This is a genomic window from Enterobacter sp. NFIX58 (assembly GCF_900110475.1).
In the GTDB taxonomy this organism is placed as follows: Bacteria; Pseudomonadota; Gammaproteobacteria; order Enterobacterales; family Enterobacteriaceae; genus Enterobacter; species Enterobacter quasiroggenkampii.
Genome location: NZ_FODW01000001.1, coordinates 205,212 through 225,555 on the forward strand (window position 1 = coordinate 205,212; position 20,344 = coordinate 225,555).

Consider the following 20,344-nt stretch of genomic DNA (forward strand, 5'->3'; position numbering starts at 1 on the left):
GACTTTTTAAAATTAGGTGAAAAGAATGGAATGCCTTATCGATGATATCGACCGACAAATTTTAGCCTGTCTGGTTGAGGATGCGCGCATGTCGTTGAAGGTGCTCAGCGGCCGCATCGGTCTGACGTCCCCCAGCACGGCAGAACGCCTGAAGAGGCTGGAAGAGCGCGGTGTGATCCAGGGTTATGGTGCACGGGTGAATCTGGCGGCGCTGGGGTATACGCTGCAGGCGCTGGTACGGGTTCGCCCCTTACCGGGTCTGTTGCATAAGGTGGATAAGTACATTCAGGCGATGCCGGAGTGTATTGAGAGCGACAAAGTGACCGGGGAAGATTGCTTTGTGATTAGGCTGGTGGTGCGATCGATAGAGCAACTGGATGCGCTGCTGGACGGTCTGGCAGAGCATGCTCAGTGTAATACGTCGATTGTGAAGAGTTCGCCTGTCAGGCGTCGTTTGCCGCCGATGTAGCCATTTTTCGCTGGGTGGCGGCTGCGCCTTACCCGGCCTACAAAGGCGGACTTGGTTTTTTTATGCTGAGGAAGTGATGGTGGTGGGGGAAGGATTCGAACCTTCGAAGTCGATGACGGCAGATTTACAGTCTGCTCCCTTTGGCCGCTCGGGAACCCCACCAGGGGTAATTCAAATTTTGAGGTCGTGCTGAGAGATGGTGGTGGGGGAAGGATTCGAACCTTCGAAGTCGATGACGGCAGATTTACAGTCTGCTCCCTTTGGCCGCTCGGGAACCCCACCACGGGGTAATGCTTTTTACTGGCCTGCTTCCTGCTGGAAGCGGGGCGCATCATATCAAATGAGACGCCCCTGTAAAGCATTCCTTTAGGGAAACGAAGTTGTTTGCCTGCTTTTTATCCGTAAAGGCGCAAAGCTAATCAATTCATTTTCCGAAAGATTAAAGAATGATGGTTCTGTTACCGTAAACGAAGACTCGCTGAGCCAGCACCTGATACAGCGCGCGGCTTAACACATTCTTCTCAACGTCACGGCCTGCGCGCATCATGTCCTCAGCGGTGTAGGTGTGATCCACATGAATCACGTCCTGCATGATGATGGGACCTTCGTCCAGGTTGTCATTCACGTAGTGTGCGGTCGCGCCGATGATCTTCACGCCGCGTTCGTAGGCCTGGTGGTATGGACGCGCGCCGATAAAGGCCGGCAGGAACGAGTGGTGGATGTTGATGATCTTGTTCGGGAAACGCGCCACGAAAGATGGCGTTAACACGCGCATGTATTTCGCCAGCACCACATAGTCCGGGTTATGCGCTTCAATGGCCTGCGCCATCAGATCGTCGTGCTCTTCGCGGGAATGGCCTTCATGGCTGACCAGCTCGAACGGAATATCAAAGCGCTCGACCAACGTACGCAGCGTCTCGTGGTTGCCAATCACGGCAGCAATTTCAACGTCCAGACCGCCGTAGTTGGCCTTCATCAGCAGGTCACCCAGGCAGTGTGCTTCTTTGGTCACCAGGATCACGATGCGGCGTCGGCCCGCAGGGGTCAATTCGCGCACGGAGCCTTCCGGAAGCGCGCTGTCAAGATCGGCCAGCAGCGTGGTGTCGTTGAAAATACCTTCCAGTTCGGTACGCATGAAGAAGCGGCCGGTACGGTGGTCAACGAACTCGTTGTTCTGCACGATATTCAGTTCATGTTTGTAGCAAATGTTGGTAATTCGTGCGATCAGCCCTTTTTGATCGGGACAGATGGTGCGCAGAACTTTACGTTGTAATGATTGCATCGCCGGGAAATCCTGTTTGTATTTGCGAAGTCTGGGTTGTCAGGCATTACTGCCCGCAACACTTTTTAAATTTTTTACCTGAACCACACGGGCAGGGATCGTTACGACCAAACTGTGGGCGCGTTCCGTCAATATAATACCATTGCCCGCTTTCCTTTAAGAACCGGGAACGCTCGATAATGGCACCCGGTTTATTATTCTCGGTAAAACGGGCAACAAAGCTGACGTAACCTTCATCCACATGACTGCCTGGAGAGGATTCATAGACGGTGAGGCCGAGCCACTGCGTGTTCGCAAACCCGGCTTCGATGTCCTGTTTGAAATCGGCTGCACGGCAGGATGGATGCCAGGTTTTAATCAGATAGTCTGCGTCTTTGATCACAAAAGCAGTGTACCGTGAACGCATAAGGTGTGACGGGTCTGGTGCAACCTGATCGCCAGAAAGATATCGCTGGCAACATAGGCTATACTCCAGAGCGCTACCACAAGGGCAGAGTTGAGACACGATTCTCTTCCTGGAACAAAATATTAAGGCGTAAAACGCTTCGGGTAGCACTATGTTAACTGAGGCGTTGCGTTGACGCTATGTCAGGAATCCAGGGGAAGTAAAACAGGACTAATGAGAAAGGTTAAAATTGGGCTGGCGCTGGGTTCAGGGGCCGCCCGGGGATGGTCGCACATCGGCGTGATTAATGCCTTAAATCAGATGGGCATTACCGTCGATATTGTTGCAGGGTGTTCAATCGGATCGCTTGTCGGCTCCGCTTACGCGTGCGGGAAGCTTCCGGAGCTCGAGACATGGGTGCGCTCCTTCAGCTACTGGGACGTGCTGCGTCTGATGGACCTCTCCTGGCAGCGTGGTGGACTGCTGCGCGGCGAACGCGTCTTTAACCAGTTCCGCCAGGTTATGCCTCTCGAAGACTTCACTGATTGTCAGATGCCTTTCGGCGCCGTCGCGACAAACCTCAGCACAGGACGCGAGCTCTGGCTCACCGAAGGCGATATCCATCTTGCCGTGCGTGCCTCCTGCAGTATGCCGGGACTCATGGCGCCTGTCCCACACAACGGTTACTGGCTTGTCGATGGTGGCGTCGTTAACCCGGTTCCCATCTCTCTGACGCGTGCTATGGGTGCGGACATCGTGATTGCCGTCGACTTGCAGCACGATGCCCACCTCATGCAACAGGATCTCATGCCGGTCAATCTCCAGAGCGAAGATGCTGAGGGCGAGAAACTGGCCTGGCATGAACGCCTGCGCGGAAGAATCGGGCGTCTGGCCGCGCGTCGTTCGGTTGCCGCGCCGACGGCGATAGAAATCATGACCACGTCAATTCAGGTTCTCGAGAACCGCCTTAAACGTAACCGTATGGCAGGCGATCCTCCGGATATTCTTATTCAGCCGTACTGTCCGCAAATCTCTACCCTTGATTTCCATCGGGCTGAGGCCGCCATCGCAGCGGGCTCGTTAGCCGTCGAAAAGAAAATGGACGAATTGTTGCCTTTTGTGCAGACCGCACGTTAAGCACCTTTTTTTGACTACTTCAGCAAAATCTGACAGGCGATAGTGCCGATCGCATGCCACTATTTAGTTACTGTCAGCCAGGGGAGGAACCATGACGCAGCCATTGGCCGGAAAACACATTTTGATTGTTGAAGACGAGCCCGTTTTCCGATCGCTACTGGATTCGTGGTTATCCTCGCTCGGCGCAATGACGTCGCTGGCTGAAGATGGCATCGACGCCCTGGAAAAAATGATCAGCATTACGCCCGATTTGATGATTTGCGACATTGCGATGCCGCGCATGAATGGACTGAAGCTGGTTGAACATCTGCGTAACGAAGGCAATCAAACGCCGATTCTGGTGATCTCTGCCACCGAGAACATGGCGGACATTGCAAAAGCATTACGTCTTGGGGTACAGGATATCCTGCTTAAGCCGGTCAAAGATTTGCACCGGCTGCGAGAAACGGTCCTGGCGTGCCTTTATCCGAATATGTTTAATTCCCGGGTAGAGGAAGAGGAGCGTCTTTTCCAGGACTGGGACGCGCTGGTAAGTAATCCGCCTGCCGCGGCGAAACTGTTGCAAGAACTCCAGCCACCCGTCCAGCAAACAATTTCACACTGTCGCGTAAATTATCGGCAGCTGGTGGCCGCTGACCAGCCAGGACTGGTGCTGGATATTGCGCCACTGTCAGATTCCGATCTTGCGTTTTATTCTCTGGATGTCACCCGGGCGGGGGATAACGGTGTATTAGCGGCGTTACTTCTTCGTGCGCTATTTAATGGTTTGTTGCAGGAACAGTTATCCCATCAGGGACAACGGTTGCCTGAGTTAGGCAGTTTACTCAAACAGGTAAACCAGCTTTTTCGTCAGGCCAATCTGCCTGGACAGTTCCCGCTATTGGTTGGCTATTACCATAGCGGTTTAAAAAATCTGATCCTCGTTTCAGCCGGTCTCAATGCATCACTGAATACCGGTGAACACCATATTCAGGTGAGTAACGGTGTACCGCTTGGGACGTTGGGAACGGCGTATCTTAATCAAATTAGCCACCGCTGTTCCTCGTGGCAGTGCCAAATTTGGGGTGCCGGAGGACGGTTACGCTTAATGTTGTCCACGGAATAAGCAATTGGATCGTCATTTTAAGATTGCTTTACCTGTGTTTTACGGGGAGTGCTACTATCGCTGCCCAGTTTCATGCGTATTTATCCTAATTGATCGGCAACGCGTTCTTTTCAGACCCGGACTGCGGGGTGAGGCTGATATACTCAACGCGTTATTTATTGCATAAAAGTTCAAAACTTGAACAGCTCAGGAGAATTTGAATGGCTGCCCTAAATTCGAAAGTCAGAAAGGCCGTTATCCCGGTAGCGGGATTGGGGACCAGGATGTTACCAGCAACTAAGGCGATTCCTAAAGAGATGCTGCCTCTGGTTGATAAGCCATTAATCCAGTATGTCGTGAATGAATGTATCGCAGCCGGCATCACTGAAATTGTGCTGGTTACGCATTCATCTAAAAACTCTATCGAAAACCATTTCGATACAAGCTTTGAACTTGAAGCCATGCTGGAAAAACGTGTTAAGCGTCAGCTGTTAGAAGAAGTTCAGTCTATTTGCCCTCCACACGTCACCATTATGCAGGTTCGTCAGGGGCTGGCTAAAGGTCTGGGCCACGCTGTTATGTGCGCGCACCCTGTCGTGGGGGATGAGCCTGTAGCGGTAATTCTGCCTGACGTTATTCTGGATGAATACGAATCCGATCTTTCTCAGGATAACCTGGCTGAAATGATCAAACGTTTCGACGAAACCGGCAGCAGCCAGATTATGGTTGAGCCTGTTGAAGACGTAACGGCATACGGTGTGGTTGACTGCAAAGGCGTTAACCTGGAGCCGGGTGAGAGTGTGCCGATGGTGGGCGTCGTAGAGAAGCCTAAAGCCGATGTCGCGCCTTCAAACCTTGCTGTTGTAGGTCGCTATGTCCTGAGTGCTGAAATCTGGCCTCTGCTGGCTAAAACGCCTCCAGGAGCGGGTGATGAGATCCAGCTGACGGATGCCATCGATATGCTGATCGAGAAAGAGACCGTTGAGGCCTACCATATGAAAGGTAAGAGCCATGACTGCGGTAATAAGCTCGGTTATATGCAGGCGTTTGTTGAATATGGTATCCGCCACAATACCCTTGGCGAAGAATTTAAAACCTGGCTCAAAGAGAGCGTAGGTATTAAGAAATAAGCCACGGTTGTAAATGTTCGAAACCGGTGAGGCGCTGCCCACCGGTTTTTTTATGCCCATAACACTCCCGAAAACCTGTCTGAAAGTACAGTCGATGAAATTGCTAAATAATGCTTTATGACAGAGTGTAAGAGGATGTTTGTGGCAAATTTAGGTTAAAAAAAATCCCGCAATATGCGGGATTTTTCTGAATGAGGCTCGATTAATCCTTGATCAGGAAGTCGTCCAGCTGTTTACCCTGCTCATCCATCGCTTTCTTGATAACAGCAGGAGTACGACCCTGGCCAGTCCAGGTTTTAGTTTCGCCGTTCTCATCAACGTAGCTATATTTAGCAGGACGGGCAGCACGCTTAGCTTTAGTACCGGTTTTAGCGGCAGCCATGCTGTTCAGCAATTCATTTGGATCGATACCATCAGCAATCAGCATTTCACGATATTGCTGCAGTTTACGAGTACGTTCTTCGATTTCAGCCGCAGCAGCGCTTTCTTCTTCGCGACGTTCATTAACTACAACTTCTAATTTTTCCAGCATTTCTTCAAGCGTTTCGAGGGTGCATTCTCTTGCCTGCGCACGAAGAGTACGGATGTTGTTCAGAATTTTAAGTGCTTCGCTCATTGTAGTAATCTCAAACTTATAATGGGGGGTGGTTTGTTGACCTAATAATAGAGCCATAAATTCAGATGTGCAATAGCCAGGAATGTAAGGAATTCAAAAAATACTAAATAATGCCGCTATTATTAATTACGCTAACTTAAATTCCACCACCCAGCTGTCTCGGTTGTTATCACCGGAACCTGCTTAACCCGGTCGATTGCGTCTTTTTTTTGTGACATTTCCCGCAGGAATTATAGTTGCGGCGGAGAAATATCAGCCTTTTGTATTAGTTCTCACCCCTGGTGTTAAGCCTGAAATAGTTAATAAATAGTGAATTTTAAAGGGCCGGGATTCCACTATAAAAAGAAGTGTTATGTTTGGCTTAACTTATAACATATTGGCGTGGCTGAATGGGTTTACTTCATGTTTTAACGGGTTATTTTCAGAAACAGAAGGTACTGAACGCGGCACTGAACCGCATCCTCTGTGCGCTGCATCGCTGATGACCGGACAAAATATGGTACAATGACTCATCGGGAATATTACACATTGATTAGGGTTTTACGGCCAATGGCACAACTTTATTTCTACTATTCGGCAATGAATGCCGGGAAATCCACCGCGCTGCTGCAATCCTCGTACAATTACCAGGAACGCGGGATGCGTACCGTTGTTTATACGGCTGAAATTGACGATCGCTTTGGCGCAGGGAAGGTGAGCTCCAGAATAGGGCTCTCGTCGCCTGCCAGGCTGTTTAACCCGAAAACCGATCTGTTTGAAGACATTCGTGCAGAACATGCGGCACAGCCCATTCACTGCGTACTGGTCGATGAGAGCCAGTTTCTGACGCGTGAACAGGTCCATGCCCTGTCAGAGGTGGTCGATGAGCTTGATATCCCCGTGCTCTGTTACGGCCTGCGTACGGATTTCCGCGGGGAGCTTTTTGAAGGGAGCCAGTATTTGCTTGCCTGGTCGGATAAACTTGTCGAACTGAAAACGATCTGCTTCTGCGGTCGTAAAGCGAGTATGGTGCTTCGTCTCGACCAGTCCGGGAAACCTTATGCAGATGGCGAGCAGGTGGTGATAGGCGGCAATGAACGCTATGTTTCGGTCTGCCGTAAGCATTATAAAGAAGCGTTGTCTGTAGGCTCGCTGACGGCGATTCAGCACGACAACAGAAAATAACGTCAGTCTTATTATTCAGACATAAAAAAACCCGCCATTAAGGCGGGTTTTTCATCTGCTGCTGTCAATTAAGCGCTTTTCTTCGCTTTCTTGTCAGCTTTGATGACTGGGGCTTCTGTTTTCACAGCGGCAACGTCACCTTCTTTGAACTCACGACCGTAGTAGGTATCCAGCAGAATCTGTTTCAGCTCGGAGATCAGTGGGTAGCGCGGGTTAGCACCGGTACACTGGTCATCGAATGCATCTTCAGACAGCTTGTCTACGTGAGCGAGGAAGTCAGCTTCCTGTACGCCCGCTTCACGGATTGATTTAGGAATACCCAGTTCAGCCTTCAGGCTTTCCAGCCATGCCAGCAGTTTCTCAATCTTCGCAGCAGTGCGGTCGCCCGGTGCGCTCAGACCAAGGTGGTCAGCGATTTCAGCATAGCGACGACGGGCTTGTGGACGGTCGTACTGGCTGAAAGCCGTCTGCTTGGTTGGGTTGTCGTTAGCGTTATAACGGATAACGTTGCTGATCAACAGGGCGTTCGCCAGACCGTGAGGAATGTGGAACTGTGAGCCCAGTTTGTGCGCCATTGAGTGGCAAACACCCAGGAAGGCGTTGGCAAACGCGATACCAGCGATGGTTGCTGCACTGTGAACGCGTTCACGTGCTACAGGGTTTTTAGAGCCTTCGTTGTAAGACGCTGGCAGGTTTTCTTTCAGCAGTTTCAGAGCCTGCAGGGCCTGACCATCTGAGAACTCAGACGCCAGCACAGAAACGTAAGCTTCCAGGGCGTGAGTCACCGCATCCAGACCACCGAACGCACACAGTGACTTCGGCATCTCCATGACCAGGTTCGCATCAACGATAGCCATGTCTGGCGTCAGCGCATAGTCAGCCAGTGGGTATTTCTGACCTGTTGCATCGTCGGTTACTACCGCGAATGGCGTAACTTCTGAACCGGTACCGGAAGTGGTGGTGACCGCGATCATTTTCGCTTTTACGCCCATTTTCGGGAACTTGTAGATACGTTTACGGATGTCCATAAAGCGCAGCGCCAGTTCTTCGAAGTGCGTTTCTGGATGCTCGTACATAACCCACATGATTTTCGCGGCGTCCATTGGGGAACCACCACCCAGTGCGATAATCACATCTGGTTTGAAGGAGTTAGCCAGTTCAGCACCTTTACGTACAACGCTCAGGGTTGGGTCAGCTTCAACTTCGAAGAATACTTCAGTTTCGACGCCAGCCGCTTTCAGCACGGAGGTTATCTGGTCAGCGTAGCCGTTGTTAAACAGGAAACGGTCAGTCACGATGAGCGCACGTTTGTGGCCATCAGTAATCACTTCATCCAGCGCGATTGGCAGAGAGCCACGGCGGAAGTAGATAGATTTCGGAAGTTTGTGCCACAACATGTTTTCAGCTCGCTTAGCAACGGTTTTCTTGTTGATCAGGTGTTTTGGACCAACGTTTTCAGAGATGGAGTTACCACCCCAGGAACCACAACCCAGAGTCAGGGAAGGTGCGAGTTTAAAGTTGTACAGGTCACCGATACCACCCTGAGAAGCAGGGGTGTTGATCAGGATACGTGCAGTTTTCATCTTCTGACCGAAGTGAGCAACACGCTCTGGCTGGTTGTCCTGGTCAGTGTACAGACAAGAGGTGTGACCGATACCGCCCATGGCAACCAGCTTCTCTGCTTTCTCAACCGCGTCTTCGAAATCTTTCGCACGGTACATGGCAAGCGTAGGAGACAGTTTTTCGTGAGCAAACGGCTCGCTTTCGTCAACAACTTTCACTTCACCGATCAGGATTTTGGTTGTTGCCGGAACGGTAAAGCCTGCGAGTTCAGCAATTTTGTAGGCTGGCTGACCCACGATAGCGGCGTTCAGCGCGCCATTTTTCAGGATGATGTCCTGAACCGCTTTCAGCTCTTTGCCCTGCAGCAGGTAGCCGCCGTGGCTGGCGAAACGTTCGCGAACCGCGTCATATACGGAATCCACGACCACAACAGACTGTTCAGATGCACAGATCACGCCGTTATCGAAGGTTTTAGACATCAGCACAGACGCGACAGCACGTTTGATATCAGCGGTTTCATCGATAACAACAGGGGTGTTACCCGCGCCCACGCCGATAGCAGGTTTACCGGAGCTGTATGCGGCTTTAACCATGCCTGGACCACCGGTCGCCAGAATCAGGTTAATGTCCGGGTGATGCATCAGCGCGTTGGAGAGCTCAACAGAAGGTTGGTCGATCCAGCCGATCAGGTCTTTTGGTGCACCCGCAGCGATAGCCGCTTGCAGGACGATATCTGCAGCTTTGTTAGTCGCGTCTTTCGCACGTGGGTGTGGAGAGAAGATGATTGCGTTACGGGTCTTCAGGCTAATCAGTGATTTGAAGATTGCAGTAGACGTTGGGTTAGTGGTCGGAACAATACCGCAGATGATGCCGATAGGTTCAGCGATGGTGATGGTACCGAAGGTGTCGTCTTCGGACAGCACGCCACAGGTTTTCTCATCTTTATAGGCGTTGTAGATATACTCGGAAGCGAAGTGGTTTTTAATCACTTTATCTTCCACGATACCCATGCCGGATTCGGCAACGGCCATTTTAGCGAGAGGGATTCGAGCATCTGCAGCAGCCAGTGCGGCCGCGCGGAAGATTTTATCAACCTGTTCTTGAGTGAAATTGGCATATTCACGCTGGGCTTTTTTAACGCGCTCGACGAGGGCGTTCAGTTCAGCGATATTAGTAACAGCCATAATGCTCTCCTGATAATGTTTAAACTCTTTTAGTAAACCAGCGCTCGATACGTCACACAGTATAGACAGAGCCGATACGACTTGCGTAACACAAAGTAAAACAAAGAGTTACTTTCTGCGTCAGCACACTAATTTACTAAAAGAGCCTTACCTTAGCATCATCCCTTTTTGTCAGGTGACCTCCCTGGGGGTGTAACCAAGATTACTCACTTCTGAGTACGAAAATCATGATCTGTGTCAATTTTCCCCCAAGCTGATACCTTTCAGCAGGGTTATTTCGTGCTGATTTTTCCAGTGTTAAATAATTACGTAAGTATTGGAAGCGGCACTATCATTGATTATACATATGTTTAACATCCTGAAATGATAACGTTTTGGTACAGATTTCAAGTGAAGTATGCTGATAAAAAGGGTATCTTCAGCGCGATTTCTCACGACAAATTGTCAGTCCAGGGCATGTGTATAAGTGGAGCAAAACGTGATCCAAACGCTCTTTGATTTTCCAACGTATTTTAAATTTTTTATTGGTTTGTTTGCCCTGGTCAACCCGGTGGGGATCATTCCTGTCTTCATTAGTATGACGAGTTACCAGACAGCGGCGGCCAGGAACAAAACCAACCTCACCGCTAACCTGTCGGTAGCGATCATATTGTTGACCTCTCTTTTTCTCGGCGACACGATTCTTCAGCTGTTCGGGATTTCCATTGATTCTTTCCGTATTGCCGGCGGGATCCTGGTGGTGACCATCGCCATGTCCATGATCAGCGGTAAGCTGGGCGAGGATAAGCAGAATAAACAAGAGAAGTCAGAAACCGCTATTCGCGAAAGCATTGGCGTAGTGCCGCTGGCCTTACCGCTGATGGCCGGTCCGGGAGCCATCAGTTCAACCATCGTCTGGGGGACGCGTTACCATAGCCTGATGCACCTGATTGGCTTTTCAGTGGCTATTGCCATTTTTGCGCTCTGCTGTTGGGGGGTGTTCCGCATGGCACCCTGGCTGGTGCGGTTGCTGGGTCAAACGGGCATCAACGTCATTACGCGTATCATGGGCCTGTTGCTGATGGCGTTAGGGATCGAATTCATCGTCACGGGTATTAAAAGCATTTTCCCCGGTTTATTGCATTAATACTTCATATGAAAGGACGGAGCGACGGCTCCGTTTTTTTACGTGATTATCAGCAAATCATATAACTAAAGTTGAAACGCTCACATATCATAATAAATTCTACTAATAATGTTCATTGCTTGTATTTCAATAGGTTATTAATTCCGCCTCAACCCGCCTGCACAGAAAATCTTCGATCGCTCTGTTATTTTACTCACATGATACTCTTGGGCTTGCTGAGAGATAACCGAAATGATATTAGTAATTTCAACATTCCCCTAGACGAATGTGCTAAATAATAACCAGTTGTTAAATTTTTGTACAAAATCACTCGATGATAGCGCAGCGACGCGCTTGGAGAGAAAATTTTCTCTATCCTATTGAATGTCATGTTGTTTTACTGATGTTCGATGTCTGGCAGGGCTGCCCTCAACGATACGGTACTCACCGTAAAAGAGAATTGCTTAACAAATTTGCAAAATGTATTGGCGCACGTTTACGCCATTTGATACTTTCCGGCCTAATATTTTGCAGCATAAAACAATCAGATGAGAATTATTTTCATATAGTTCTCTTCTTAGATATCCAGCGCAGGCCTCAAACAGGGGAGGCCTGTAAAGAATCGACGCAAGACGGCCATACGAGCGGTCAGTAATAAAAAAGTCGGTGATAGCAAGCAGTAAAAGAAGAACCTGACAGCAGCAAAAAAAACTCCTGCGCTGTACAGGCCCCAACAGGGGATTACACAGCTGGCGAAGGCCAGTCATTATAATGAGTGGAGTACCAACACAATGTCCATCATCACAAAAAAAAATCTGGTAGCGGCGGGGATTTTAACTGCGCTAATCGCGGGAAACGCTGCAATGGCTGCGGACGTTCCTGCAGGTGTTCAGCTGGCGGAGAAGCAAACGCTGGTGCGTAACAACGGTGCGGAAGTTCAGTCTCTCGACCCGCACAAAATTGAAGGTGTTCCTGAGTCTAACGTCAACCGCGACCTGTTCGAAGGTCTGCTGGTAACGGACGTAGACGGCCACCCGGCACCGGGCGTGGCAGAAAAATGGGAAAACAAAGATTTCAAAGTCTGGACCTTCCATCTGCGTAAAGATGCGAAATGGTCCGACGGTACGCCGGTGACGGCTGAAGATTTCGTTTATAGCTGGCAGCGTCTGGCGAATCCAACGACCGCCTCTCCGTATGCGAGCTACCTGCAATATGGCCATATTGCCAATATTGATGACATCATCGCGGGCAAAAAACCGATCACCGATCTGGGCGTTAAGGCGATCGATGCCAATACCTTCGAAGTCACGTTGAGCGAACCTGTTCCGTACTTCTATAAGCTGCTGGTTCACCCGTCCGTCTCCCCGGTACCAAAATCCGCCGTGGAAAAATTTGGTGAAAAATGGACCCAGCCTGCCAATATCGTGACCAACGGTGCCTACAAGCTGAAAGACTGGGTGGTCAACGAGCGTATGGTGCTTGAGCGTAACCCGCAATACTGGGACAACGCGAAAACCGTCATTAATCAGGTTACCTACCTGCCAATTTCGTCCGAAGTGACTGACGTTAACCGCTACCGCAGCGGCGAAATCGACATGACCTATAACAACATGCCGATTGAACTGTTCCAGAAACTGAAGAAAGAGATCCCTAAAGAAGTTCACGTCGACCCGTACCTGTGCACCTACTACTATGAAATCAACAACCAGAAAGCACCGTTCACCGACGTACGCGTTCGTACTGCGCTGAAGCTGGCACTGGATCGCGATATCATCGTGAACAAAGTGAAAAACCAGGGCGATCTGCCGGCATACAGCTATACCCCTCCATACACCGATGGCGCAAAACTGACCGAGCCAGACTGGTTCAAACAGACGCAGGAACAGCGTAACGCAGAAGCGAAGAAACTGCTGGCCGAAGCGGGCTATACCGCCGATAAGCCGCTGACCTTCAGCCTGCTGTACAACACCTCCGATCTGCACAAAAAACTGGCTATCGCCGTTGCCTCGATCTGGAAAAAGAACCTGGGCGCGAACGTGAAGCTGGAGAATCAGGAGTGGAAGACCTTCCTCGACAGCCGTCATCAGGGCACCTTTGACGTGGCGCGTGCTGGCTGGTGTGCGGACTATAACGAACCGACCTCCTTCCTGAACACCATGCTGAGTGACAGCTCAAACAACACCGCGCACTATAAGAGCCCGGCGTTTGACAAGCTGATCGCCGACACGCTGAAAACTACTGACGAAGCACAGCGTACTGAACTGTACTCTAAAGCTGAGCAGCAGCTGGATAAAGATTCCGCGATCGTTCCGGTTTACTACTACGTTAACGCCCGTCTGGTGAAACCGTGGGTAGGTGGATATACCGGTAAAGACCCGATGGATAATATCTACGTTAAAAACTTGTATATTATCAAGCATTAATGGCAATGAGTGGGGCGGGCGTGCTCGCCCCACGGTGTCTAACCAACGTCACATTATATAGGCACACGCCAGAAGGTACGGGCAATGTTGAAATTTATCCTACGTCGCTGTCTGGAAGCGATTCCGACGCTATTTATTCTCATCACGATTTCCTTCTTCATGATGCGCCTTGCGCCGGGAAGTCCATTTACCGGTGAGCGTACGCTGCCGCCAGAAGTCATGGCGAATATCGAAGCGAAATACCACTTAAACGATCCTATCTCCACCCAATACTTCAACTACCTGAAGCAGCTGGCGCACGGTGATTTTGGACCGTCATTTAAATATAAAGACTATTCCGTTAACGACCTGGTGGCGTCCAGCTTCCCGGTGTCGGCGAAATTGGGTGCTGCGGCATTCATTCTGGCGATCGTTTTCGGGGTCACCGCTGGCGTCATCGCCGCGCTCAGACAAAATACCAAATGGGATTATGCCGTAATGGGGGTGGCGATGACCGGGGTAGTCATACCCAGCTTCGTTGTCGCGCCATTACTGGTGATGATATTTGCCATCACGCTGAAGTGGCTGCCTGGCGGCGGCTGGAACGGCGGGGCACTCAAGTTCATGATTTTGCCGATGGTGGCATTATCTCTGGCGTACATCGCCAGTATCGCGCGTATCACCCGTGGTTCAATGATCGAAGTGCTGCACTCGAACTTCATTCGTACCGCGCGCGCGAAAGGGCTGCCGATGCGTCGGATTATCTTCCGCCACGCGCTTAAACCGGCGCTATTGCCCGTGCTCTCCTACATGGGACCGGCATTCGTCGGGATCATCACCGGCTCGATGGTTATCGAAACCATTTACGGCCTGCCGGGCATTGGTCAGCTGTTTGTTAATGGCGCGCTCAACCGCGACTATTCGCTGGTACTGAGCCTGACCATTCTCGTCGGTGCGCTGACCATTCTCTTTAACGCAATCGTCGATGTTCTGTACGCCGTCATCGACCCGAAAATCCGTTACTAACTGGAGCACGCCATGATGTTGAGTAAGAAAAACAGCGAGGCGCTGGAAAACTTCAGTGAAAAACTGGAAGTGGAAGGTCGTAGCCTCTGGCAGGACGCGCGCCGTCGCTTTATGCACAACCGCGCGGCGGTGGCGAGTCTGGTGGTTCTGGTGATCATCGCACTGTTTGTGACCCTGGCGCCGATGCTGTCGCAATTTACCTATTTCGACACCGACTGGGGCATGATGTCCAGCGCGCCGGATATGGAGTCTGGCCACTATTTTGGCACGGACTCTTCCGGACGCGATCTGCTGGTGCGTGTTGCTATCGGGGGGCGTATCTCGCTGATGGTCGGGATTGCTGCCGCGCTGGTGGCGGTGATCGTGGGGACGCTCTACGGCTCACTGTCCGGCTACCTTGGCGGTAAAGTGGACTCGGTGATGATGCGTCTGCTGGAAATCCTGAACTCCTTCCCGTTTATGTTCTTCGTCATCCTGCTGGTGACCTTCTTCGGTCAGAATATCCTGTTGATCTTCGTGGCCATCGGGATGGTTTCCTGGCTGGATATGGCGCGTATTGTCCGCGGCCAGACGCTGAGCCTCAAACGCAAAGAGTTTATCGAAGCCGCACAGGTCGGCGGTGTCTCTACCGGGAATATCGTGGTTCGCCATATCGTTCCTAACGTGCTGGGCGTGGTGGTGGTTTATGCCTCACTGCTGGTGCCAAGCATGATCCTGTTTGAATCCTTCCTGAGCTTCCTCGGTCTGGGTACGCAAGAGCCGCTGAGCAGCTGGGGCGCGCTGCTGAGTGACGGTGCAAACTCAATGGAAGTGTCACCGTGGCTGCTGTTATACCCGGCGGGTTTCCTGGTCGTTACCCTGTTTTGTTTTAACTTTATCGGCGATGGCCTGCGTGATGCCCTCGACCCGAAAGACCGTTAAGGAGTGCCGTCATGACAATGATTGAAACGGCAACCGCGCCACAGGCGCAGCAGCGGAGCGACCTTCTGCTGGACGTAAAAGATCTTCGTGTCACCTTTAAGACCCCGGACGGGGATGTGACCGCCGTGAACGATCTCAACTTCAACCTGCGTGCGGGCGAAACGCTCGGCATCGTGGGTGAATCCGGATCCGGGAAATCCCAGACCGCCTTTGCGCTAATGGGCCTGCTGGCCGCTAACGGTGTGATTGGCGGTTCAGCAAAATTCAACGGTCGCGAAATCCTCAATCTGCCGGAGCACGAGCTGAACAAGCTGCGCGCCGAGCAGATCTCGATGATTTTCCAGGATCCGATGACCTCGCTGAACCCGTACATGCGCGTCGGTGAGCAGCTGATGGAAGTCCTGATGCTGCACAAAGGTCTGGGCAAAGCCGAAGCCTTTGAAGAGTCGGTCAAAATGCTCGATGCGGTGAAAATGCCGGAAGCGCGTAAGCGCATGCGCATGTTCCCGCACGAGTTCTCTGGCGGTATGCGTCAGCGCGTGATGATTGCGATGGCGCTGCTGTGCCGGCCAAAACTGCTGATTGCCGACGAACCGACCACCGCGCTGGACGTTACCGTTCAGGCACAAATCATGACCCTGCTGAACGAGCTGAAGCGTGAGTTCAACACGGCGATTATCATGATCACCCACGACCTGGGCGTGGTGGCGGGCATCTGTGACAAAGTGCTGGTGATGTATGCCGGCCGTACCATGGAATACGGCAAAGCGCGTGACGTATTCTATCAGCCAGCGCATCCTTACTCGATTGGCCTGCTGAACGCGGTACCGCGTCTCGATGCGGAAGGGGAATCCTTGCTCACCATTCCGGGCAACCCGCCAAACCTGCTGCGCCTGCCGAAAGGCTGTCCGTTCCAGCCGCGCTGCCCGCACGCGATGGAAATCTGCAACAGCGCACCGCCGCTGGAAGAGTTTGCACCAGGCCGCCTGCGCGCCTGCTTTAAGCCGCAGGAGGAGCTGGTATGAACGCATTAGATGAAAAACGCAATGTGCTGCTCGAGATTGCTGACCTTAAGGTGCATTTCGACATCAAAGACGGCAAACAGTGGTTCTGGCAGCCGTCGAAGACCCTGAAAGCGGTGGACGGCGTCACGCTGCGCCTGTATGAGGGGGAAACCCTGGGCGTGGTGGGCGAGTCCGGCTGCGGTAAATCGACCTTTGCGCGCGCCATTATCGGTCTGGTGAAAGCCACCGACGGCAAAGTGGCCTGGCTGGGTAAAGATCTGCTGGGCATGAAACCCGACGAGTGGCGCGACGTGCGCAGCGATATCCAGATGATTTTCCAGGATCCGCTGGCATCGTTAAACCCGCGTATGACCATCGGTGAGATTATTGCCGAGCCGCTGCGGACCTATCATCCGAAGATGTCCCGTCAGGAAGTGCGCGATCGCGTTAAGGCGATGATGCTGAAAGTCGGGCTGTTGCCTAACCTCATCAACCGCTATCCGCACGAGTTCTCCGGCGGTCAGTGTCAGCGTATTGGTATTGCGCGCGCCCTGATCCTCGAACCGAAGCTGATTATCTGTGATGAGCCGGTCTCCGCGCTCGACGTCTCCATTCAGGCGCAGGTGGTTAACCTGCTGCAGAAGCTGCAGCGCGAAATGGGGCTGTCGCTGATCTTCATCGCGCATGACCTGGCCGTGGTGAAACACATCTCTGACCGCGTGCTGGTGATGTATCTGGGGCACGCCGTGGAGCTGGGCACCTATGACGAGGTGTACCACAATCCGCTGCACCCTTACACCAAAGCGCTGATGTCGGCAGTGCCGATCCCCGATCCCGATCTGGAAAAGAATAAGACCATCCAGCTTCTGGAAGGGGAATTGCCTTCACCGATTAACCCGCCGTCGGGCTGTGTCTTCCGCACGCGCTGCCCAATGGCCGGGCCGGAATGTGCGAAAACGCGACCGGTTCTGGAAGGCAGTTTCCGACATGCGGTTTCCTGCCTGAAAGTAGACCCGTTATAATCGCAAGGGCTGACATGATGTCAGCCCTTATATTTTGCGAGGTCACTGTGTCGCGTTTATTCACGTCAGCCCGTCGGCGGCTTTATCATGTTTTATTCGATCCTGAAACGGTATCCGGGCGACGCTTCGAAGGTCTTTGCGGTTTATTTGCGCTCCTCAGCGTGGTGGTCATCTTTATTGAGTCAGGCGCCGGGACGCAATACCACCTGACGTTTGACGAATGGCATGTCTTTGTCTGGCTTGAGCTGGCGATAACACTTGTTTTTACCGCTGAATATCTGCTCAGAGTAATTGCCTGGCCCAACCCGGCCCGATATGTTTTCAGCTTCTGGGGATTTATTGATTTAGCCACCATTCTGCCGCTCTACGTCATGTGGCTGTGGCCGGAAATCAGCCTGAGCTATGTCTTTGCCTGGCGAGCGATGCGCGTTATTCGCGTATTACGTATTCTGAAATTACTGCGCTTTATGCCCTCACTGCGCGTGTTCTGGAGCGCTATCGTCAGCGCGCGGCATCAGCTTATTCTCTTCTACTCGTTTATTGCCATCGTCATGATCGTTTTTGGCGCGCTGATGTATCTGATAGAGGGGCCGAAATATGGTTTCACGACGCTCAATGCGTCCGTTTATTGGGCGATAGTGACCGTGACGACCGTCGGGTACGGTGATATAACGCCCCATACGCCGCTGGGCCGCATTGTGGCCTCAGTGCTGATTTTGATTGGCTATTCGGTCATTGCTATTCCGACCGGGCTTATTACCACGCACATGAGCAGCGCATTTCAGAGCCGCAAGCAGCAGCGCAAATGTCCGGCATGTCACCAGGGTGAACATGACCTTAACGCGCGGTTTTGTAACCGCTGCGGAAGTGCGTTGCCGGAGTAAATAAAAAAGGCTGCAATCGCAGCCTTTTTTATTATTCGCGCCAGAGAATATGGCACAGCTTGTGGTCTTTCTCTCGACAGAGCAGGACGCGGGCGAAAATATCGTTAATCTCGCCACCGTCTTCATCGGCCAGCCCGATGACCACTTCGGCAAAGAAGTCAGGATTCAGATCGAAATCCACATGTTCAGCCCAGTCTTCTGAAGGGTCGAACAGTTCGGCACCGCCGCGCTCTTCGAACTGCAGATTAAAGAGGATCACGTCTGCGGGATCGAGGTTATCAACCGCCAGTTCGAGAAAAATGTCATAGGCCTGCTCGAGCGTTTCGTCTTCGGTCAGGCGATTGTTCAGATCCATTTCCATGATGACTACCTGTTTAACATCGTTGGGCACGTTTTACAGCAACGGACTAAAGAAGTAAAACAGTCGTTCGGCAATTCTCTGCCACAGCGGACGTTTTACCCACAGTCTGGCATCCAGCAGTCGCGAGCGGGAGATATAATCATCCTGCACCGCCGCGAGATCGCCGCCAAAGCCGGCATCATCAATAACCAGAGTGATTTCAAAGTTGAGCCACAGGCTGCGCATATCCAGGTTCACTGTCCCCACCAGGCTTAACTCGCCGTCGACAAGCACGCTTTTGGTGTGGAGCAATCCGCCTTCGAACTGGTAGATCTTCACCCCTGCAGCCAGCAGTTCGCTAAAGAATGCCCGGCTGGCCCAGCCCACCAGAAGGGAGTCATTTTTGCGTGGCAAAATAATGCTCACATCGACGCCGCGCTGCGCTGCGGTACAGATCGCGTGCAGGAGATCATCGCTGGGAACAAAGTAGGGCGTCGTCATGATCAGGTATTCACGCGCCGAGTACGTCGCCGTCAGCAGCGCCTGATGGATCAAATCCTCCGGGAAGCCCGGCCCGGAAGCAATGGTATGAATGGTGTGACCGCTGGCCTCTTCAAACGGCATAATATTGCCGTCCGGCGGTGGCGGCAGAATGCGTTTGCCGGTTTCTATCTCCCAGTCGCAGGAGTAAACGATGCCCATCGAGGTGGCAATCGGCCCCTCCATTCGCGCCATTAGATCCACCCACTGGCCCACGCCCGAGTCCTGCTTGAAGAAGCGCGGATCAACCATGTTCATGCTGCCGGTGTAGGCAATATAGTTATCGATCATGATCATTTTGCGATGCTGACGGAGATCCATCCGGCGCAGAAACACGCGCAGCAGGTTAACCTTCAGCGCCTCAACCACCTCGATACCGGCATTGCGCATCATGCCCGCCCAGGGACTGCGGAAAAATGCCACGCTGCCTGCGGAGTCAAGCATCAGACGGCAGTGAATGCCGCGTCGCGCCGCGGCCATCAGCGATTCAGCGACCTGGTCAGCCATCCCGCCAGGCTGCCATATATAAAAAACCATCTCGATGTTATGACGCGCCAGCTGGATATCGCGGATTAATGCCTGCATGACGTCGTCGGACGAGGTCAGCAGCTGCAGTTGATTGCCTTTAACACCACCAATCCCCTGACGGCGCTCGCACAGCTTAAACAGTGACGAGGCGACGCTGCTGTTCTCCTCGGCAAAGATATGCTTGCAGGCCTTCAGATCGTTCAGCCACTTTGCGGTTGAGGGCCACATGGCGCGGGCCCGCTCGGCGCGGCGTTTGCCGAGATGAAGCTCACCGAAAGAGAGATAGGCAATAATTCCCACCAGCGGCAGGATGTAGATGATCAGAAGCCAGGCCATGGCAGAGGGTACGGCTCTGCGCTTCATCAGGATGCGTAACGTCACACCCGCGATTAACAGCCAGTATCCTAAAATGACCAGCCAACTCACCACGGTGTAGAAGGTTGTCATAGGTAAAAAAATCCTTTTGAAAGCGTATTGTTATGAGTGTACGCATCAGGATTCATCTGGCAAATAAAAACGCCAGGTAAAAGCGCTGGTTTGCTGCCCGCATGGGTTTAT

Annotated in this window: 18 protein-coding genes and 2 tRNA genes; 12 read left to right on the forward strand and 8 right to left on the reverse strand. The window is 52.0% G+C overall.

What is annotated here, in order from left to right; genetic code table 11:
* Positions 1 to 25: 25 nt before the first annotated feature.
* The gene (locus BMW97_RS00955) at positions 26 to 469 is read left to right on the forward strand and encodes an Lrp/AsnC family transcriptional regulator (RefSeq protein WP_021240337.1); all 444 of its coding nucleotides are present in this window, start codon (positions 26 to 28) and stop codon (positions 467 to 469) included.
* A gap of 77 nt (positions 470 to 546) precedes the next feature.
* On the opposite strand, the gene BMW97_RS00960 is transcribed toward BMW97_RS00955, so the two are convergent.
* The 4 genes from BMW97_RS00960 to BMW97_RS00975 all read right to left on the reverse strand — a co-directional run bounded on the left by BMW97_RS00960 (position 547) and on the right by BMW97_RS00975 (position 2,256).
* Positions 547 to 631 (reverse strand) — tRNA-Tyr (locus BMW97_RS00960).
* A gap of 35 nt (positions 632 to 666) precedes the next feature.
* Positions 667 to 751: transfer RNA gene (locus BMW97_RS00965), tRNA-Tyr, on the reverse strand.
* Between the two features lie 157 nt (positions 752 to 908).
* Complete coding sequence (gene purU, locus BMW97_RS00970; protein WP_045908970.1) at positions 909 to 1,751, reverse strand: formyltetrahydrofolate deformylase; 843 nt, start codon at positions 1,749 to 1,751, stop codon at positions 909 to 911.
* Positions 1,752 to 1,797: 46 nt separating this feature from the next.
* Positions 1,798 to 2,256: a YchJ family protein gene (locus BMW97_RS00975; RefSeq protein ID WP_045908969.1), complete on the reverse strand. Its 459-nt coding sequence runs from the start codon at positions 2,254 to 2,256 to the stop codon at positions 1,798 to 1,800.
* A gap of 114 nt (positions 2,257 to 2,370) precedes the next feature.
* On the opposite strand from BMW97_RS00975, the gene rssA reads away from it, so the two are divergent.
* From rssA to galU, 3 genes are all read left to right on the forward strand, one after another.
* Entirely contained in the window at positions 2,371 to 3,273 is a 903-nt protein-coding gene (rssA, locus tag BMW97_RS00980; protein ID WP_045908968.1) for a patatin-like phospholipase RssA, read from the forward strand.
* A gap of 91 nt (positions 3,274 to 3,364) precedes the next feature.
* Positions 3,365 to 4,378 carry a two-component system response regulator RssB gene (gene rssB / locus BMW97_RS00985; protein WP_032647605.1) on the forward strand — a complete coding sequence of 338 codons (1,014 nt, stop codon included), beginning with the start codon at positions 3,365 to 3,367 and terminating at the stop codon, positions 4,376 to 4,378.
* A gap of 200 nt (positions 4,379 to 4,578) precedes the next feature.
* Entirely contained in the window at positions 4,579 to 5,487 is a 909-nt protein-coding gene (gene galU / locus BMW97_RS00990; protein WP_008502780.1) for a UTP--glucose-1-phosphate uridylyltransferase GalU, read from the forward strand.
* Positions 5,488 to 5,689: 202 nt separating this feature from the next.
* On the opposite strand, the gene hns is transcribed toward galU, so the two are convergent.
* The gene (gene hns, locus BMW97_RS00995; protein WP_008502781.1) at positions 5,690 to 6,103 is read right to left on the reverse strand and encodes a histone-like nucleoid-structuring protein H-NS; all 414 of its coding nucleotides are present in this window, start codon (positions 6,101 to 6,103) and stop codon (positions 5,690 to 5,692) included.
* Positions 6,104 to 6,652: 549 nt separating this feature from the next.
* Between hns and tdk the strand changes: the two genes are divergently transcribed.
* Complete coding sequence (gene tdk, locus BMW97_RS01000) at positions 6,653 to 7,267, forward strand: thymidine kinase (protein WP_021240332.1); 615 nt, start codon at positions 6,653 to 6,655, stop codon at positions 7,265 to 7,267.
* Positions 7,268 to 7,335: 68 nt separating this feature from the next.
* Here tdk and adhE read toward each other — a convergent pair whose 3' ends face one another.
* Entirely contained in the window at positions 7,336 to 10,014 is a 2,679-nt protein-coding gene (gene adhE / locus BMW97_RS01005) for a bifunctional acetaldehyde-CoA/alcohol dehydrogenase (protein WP_045908967.1), read from the reverse strand.
* A 478-nt stretch (positions 10,015 to 10,492) separates the two neighbouring features.
* Between adhE and BMW97_RS01010 the strand changes: the two genes are divergently transcribed.
* The 7 genes from BMW97_RS01010 to BMW97_RS01040 all read left to right on the forward strand — a co-directional run bounded on the left by BMW97_RS01010 (position 10,493) and on the right by BMW97_RS01040 (position 18,378).
* Entirely contained in the window at positions 10,493 to 11,140 is a 648-nt protein-coding gene (locus BMW97_RS01010) for a YchE family NAAT transporter (protein WP_008502784.1), read from the forward strand.
* A gap of 770 nt (positions 11,141 to 11,910) precedes the next feature.
* Positions 11,911 to 13,542 (forward strand): oligopeptide ABC transporter substrate-binding protein OppA, encoded by a 1,632-nt coding sequence (gene oppA, locus BMW97_RS01015; protein WP_008502785.1) that lies wholly within the window; start codon positions 11,911 to 11,913, stop codon positions 13,540 to 13,542.
* An 84-nt stretch (positions 13,543 to 13,626) separates the two neighbouring features.
* Positions 13,627 to 14,547, forward strand: a complete 921-nt coding sequence (oppB, locus tag BMW97_RS01020; protein ID WP_008502786.1) for an oligopeptide ABC transporter permease OppB — start codon at positions 13,627 to 13,629, stop codon at positions 14,545 to 14,547.
* A gap of 12 nt (positions 14,548 to 14,559) precedes the next feature.
* Positions 14,560 to 15,468, forward strand: a complete 909-nt coding sequence (gene oppC / locus BMW97_RS01025; RefSeq protein ID WP_008502787.1) for an oligopeptide ABC transporter permease OppC — start codon at positions 14,560 to 14,562, stop codon at positions 15,466 to 15,468.
* Between the two features lie 11 nt (positions 15,469 to 15,479).
* Positions 15,480 to 16,493 carry an ABC transporter ATP-binding protein gene (locus tag BMW97_RS01030; RefSeq protein WP_024907097.1) on the forward strand — a complete coding sequence of 338 codons (1,014 nt, stop codon included), beginning with the start codon at positions 15,480 to 15,482 and terminating at the stop codon, positions 16,491 to 16,493.
* On the forward strand, positions 16,490 to 17,494 hold the full coding sequence (oppF, locus tag BMW97_RS01035) for a murein tripeptide/oligopeptide ABC transporter ATP-binding protein OppF (protein WP_008502789.1): 1,005 nt from the start codon (positions 16,490 to 16,492) through the stop codon (positions 17,492 to 17,494). The genes BMW97_RS01030 and oppF overlap by 4 nt, the downstream gene beginning before the upstream one ends.
* A 14-nt stretch (positions 17,495 to 17,508) precedes the next feature.
* Entirely contained in the window at positions 17,509 to 18,378 is an 870-nt protein-coding gene (locus BMW97_RS01040) for an ion transporter (RefSeq protein ID WP_048223634.1), read from the forward strand.
* A gap of 31 nt (positions 18,379 to 18,409) precedes the next feature.
* Here BMW97_RS01040 and BMW97_RS01045 read toward each other — a convergent pair whose 3' ends face one another.
* Positions 18,410 to 18,739 (reverse strand): HI1450 family dsDNA-mimic protein, encoded by a 330-nt coding sequence (locus BMW97_RS01045; RefSeq protein ID WP_006810881.1) that lies wholly within the window; start codon positions 18,737 to 18,739, stop codon positions 18,410 to 18,412.
* 33 nt (positions 18,740 to 18,772) lie between these two features.
* Positions 18,773 to 20,233 carry a cardiolipin synthase gene (gene cls, locus BMW97_RS01050; RefSeq protein WP_008502791.1) on the reverse strand — a complete coding sequence of 487 codons (1,461 nt, stop codon included), beginning with the start codon at positions 20,231 to 20,233 and terminating at the stop codon, positions 18,773 to 18,775.
* Positions 20,234 to 20,344 lie beyond the last annotated feature (111 nt).

Coding starts and splice junctions, on each gene's coding strand:
- BMW97_RS00955 (WP_021240337.1), top strand. CDS start 26: ATGGAATGCCTTATCGATGATATCGACCGACAAATTTTAGCCTGTCTG.
- purU (WP_045908970.1), bottom strand. CDS start 1,751: ATGCAATCATTACAACGTAAAGTTCTGCGCACCATCTGTCCCGATCAA.
- rssA (WP_045908968.1), top strand. CDS start 2,371: ATGAGAAAGGTTAAAATTGGGCTGGCGCTGGGTTCAGGGGCCGCCCGG.
- rssB (WP_032647605.1), top strand. CDS start 3,365: ATGACGCAGCCATTGGCCGGAAAACACATTTTGATTGTTGAAGACGAG.
- galU (WP_008502780.1), top strand. CDS start 4,579: ATGGCTGCCCTAAATTCGAAAGTCAGAAAGGCCGTTATCCCGGTAGCG.
- hns (WP_008502781.1), bottom strand. CDS start 6,103: ATGAGCGAAGCACTTAAAATTCTGAACAACATCCGTACTCTTCGTGCG.
- tdk (WP_021240332.1), top strand. CDS start 6,653: ATGGCACAACTTTATTTCTACTATTCGGCAATGAATGCCGGGAAATCC.
- adhE (WP_045908967.1), bottom strand. CDS start 10,014: ATGGCTGTTACTAATATCGCTGAACTGAACGCCCTCGTCGAGCGCGTT.
- oppA (WP_008502785.1), top strand. CDS start 11,911: ATGTCCATCATCACAAAAAAAAATCTGGTAGCGGCGGGGATTTTAACT.
- oppB (WP_008502786.1), top strand. CDS start 13,627: ATGTTGAAATTTATCCTACGTCGCTGTCTGGAAGCGATTCCGACGCTA.
- oppC (WP_008502787.1), top strand. CDS start 14,560: ATGATGTTGAGTAAGAAAAACAGCGAGGCGCTGGAAAACTTCAGTGAA.
- BMW97_RS01030 (WP_024907097.1), top strand. CDS start 15,480: ATGACAATGATTGAAACGGCAACCGCGCCACAGGCGCAGCAGCGGAGC.
- oppF (WP_008502789.1), top strand. CDS start 16,490: ATGAACGCATTAGATGAAAAACGCAATGTGCTGCTCGAGATTGCTGAC.
- BMW97_RS01040 (WP_048223634.1), top strand. CDS start 17,509: ATGATGTCAGCCCTTATATTTTGCGAGGTCACTGTGTCGCGTTTATTC.
- BMW97_RS01045 (WP_006810881.1), bottom strand. CDS start 18,739: ATGGAAATGGATCTGAACAATCGCCTGACCGAAGACGAAACGCTCGAG.
- cls (WP_008502791.1), bottom strand. CDS start 20,233: ATGACAACCTTCTACACCGTGGTGAGTTGGCTGGTCATTTTAGGATAC.